Annotated in this window: 4 protein-coding genes; all 4 read right to left on the bottom strand. The window is 60.8% G+C overall.

The window, feature by feature from the left end; all coding sequences use genetic code 11:
* Positions 1-75 precede the first annotated feature (75 nt).
* Positions 76-528, bottom strand: coding sequence for a cytochrome c maturation protein CcmE (gene ccmE / locus Q0349_RS02425; protein ID WP_298079270.1), 453 nt, complete (start codon positions 526-528; stop codon positions 76-78).
* A complete protein-coding gene (ccmD, locus tag Q0349_RS02420; protein WP_298079268.1) occupies positions 515-691 on the bottom strand; it encodes a heme exporter protein CcmD in 177 nt (58 codons plus the stop codon). The genes ccmE and ccmD overlap by 14 nt, the downstream gene beginning before the upstream one ends.
* Positions 688-1,419, bottom strand: coding sequence for a heme ABC transporter permease CcmC (gene ccmC, locus Q0349_RS02415; protein WP_298079267.1), 732 nt, complete (start codon positions 1,417-1,419; stop codon positions 688-690). Before ccmC ends, ccmD begins: the two co-directional genes overlap by 4 nt.
* On the bottom strand, positions 1,403-1,703 hold a 301-nt coding region (locus Q0349_RS02410), incomplete at its 5' end, for a hypothetical protein (protein WP_298079266.1). The genes ccmC and Q0349_RS02410, both read right to left, overlap by 17 nt.

Here is a 1,703-nt window from a genome sequence, read left to right as displayed (position 1 = left end):
AGAAGGTCGGCAGGATGGCTTGCAACAGCGCAATCGCACCCGCGAGCCAGAGGGCGTAGTGTCCGGTTTCGACGATCATTGTTGGCTCTGGTGCTGGTAGCCGCTGCGTTCCATGTCCGCCTTCACTTCCGGCGGCAGGTAGTTTTCGTCGTGCTTGGCAAGGATTTCGTCAGCGCGGAAAACGCCGTCCGCGCCGAGGGTGCCGCGCGCAATCACCCCCTGTTTCTCGCGGAACAGGTCGGGCAGGATGCCGGTGTAAGTGACGGCAAGCGACGGATGCTGAAAATCGGTGATGCGAAAACGCACGGTAAGGCTGTCGCCCTCGCGCGTGAGCGAATGCTCCTCGACCATGCCGCCGACGCGGATGCCGGGCTGCTCCAGCGGCACCGCCTTTTCGGCGACGCTTTGTAGCGAGTAGTAGTGGTTCAAGTCATTTTGCATCGCGTAGAGCAGGAGGGCGACGGCAGCGGCGAAGCTGGCGAAAATCAGGCTGATGAGGGTGAGGCGTTTCTTTCTAGCGGGCGTCATCGTGGCGTTTCAGGGTTGCGAGGGTTTGGCGCAGGCGGCGTTGGCGGCGGCAGACGTATATATGAATGGTGACGAGGGCGGCGAGCGTCAGGCCATAAGCCGTCCAGACGTACACGCCGTGCGTCCCCATGCGGAAAAACTCGCTTAGGCTGGCAAAACTCATGAACCCTCCAACTGCCGCCGGATGCGGGCTTCCAGAATCAAATTGCCGACGCCGCGCAGAATATACACCGCAAACAGCGCATAAAACGCGAGCAGCATCACGATAAGCGGCCAGAGCATCGCGCCGTCAATGGACGGCCCCCCGGCGCGGAAAAGCGTCGCGCCCTGATGCAGCGAATTCCACCACAGCACCGAATAATGAATGATGGGGATGTTAATCACGCCGACAATGGCGAGAATGGCGGCGAGGCGGTCGGCCTGGTCGCGCTCCTCAATACTCGCCTGCAACAACATATAAGCGAGATACAAAAAAAGCAGAATCAGCTCGGAAGTCAGACGCGCGTCCCACGTCCAGAACGTGCCCCAGGTGGGCTTGCCCCAAATCGCGCCGGTGGCGAGGGCGACGGCGGTCATCAGCGCGCCATACGGGGCGGCGGCGCGGGCGAAAAAGGCGGCGATGCGGCTGCGCCAGACAAAAAACAGCAATGAGGCCAGCGCAAGCAACACATAAATACTCATCGACAACATCGCCGCCGGTACATGGATGTAAATAATGCGAAAACTGTTCTTCTGCTGATAATCCATCGGCGCAAACGCCAGCCCCCAGACGGTGCCGAGCGCGAGCAGCGCCCACGCCAGCGGCGCGAGCCACGGCAGCACCCTTGCCGACAGCCGCTCAAACCCGGCGGGACTGGCCGCGCGCTGAAGCCGTTTATGCAGGAAATTCATGAAATACCCAATGATGATTCAAGATGTTAGCGGAAAAATAACGGTGCGCATTATACAGGGCGGGCGGGCGGCGGCGAAGGGCGGCAGCGTGGATAAAACCGGCGGTGTGGCGCAGTTTTTCCGAAGGTGCGGCATCTTCCTTCCATAGCGCGGATGCTGGCGCAGCCATTCCTCCGCCAAATGGCGCCCTCCCCCGTGGGGGAGCACTACTGTCCGGAATAAAACAGGGCGCCCACAAAAAAGGGTTGCAGGCTCCCGTTTCCCGGGGTAAAACCCCGTACAAC

It is taken from the genome of uncultured Cardiobacterium sp. (genome assembly GCF_938028185.1).
In the GTDB taxonomy this organism is placed as follows: domain Bacteria; phylum Pseudomonadota; class Gammaproteobacteria; order Cardiobacteriales; family Cardiobacteriaceae; genus Cardiobacterium.
This window is presented reverse-complemented; position numbering and strand designations above follow the sequence as displayed.

Bases quoted from the DNA above. Each gene is read 5' to 3' on its own strand.
- ccmE (WP_298079270.1), bottom strand. From the start codon at position 528: ATGACGCCCGCTAGAAAGAAACGCCTCACCCTCATCAGCCTGATTTTC.
- ccmC (WP_298079267.1), bottom strand. From the start codon at position 1,419: ATGAATTTCCTGCATAAACGGCTTCAGCGCGCGGCCAGTCCCGCCGGG.
- ccmD (WP_298079268.1), bottom strand. From the start codon at position 691: ATGAGTTTTGCCAGCCTAAGCGAGTTTTTCCGCATGGGGACGCACGGC.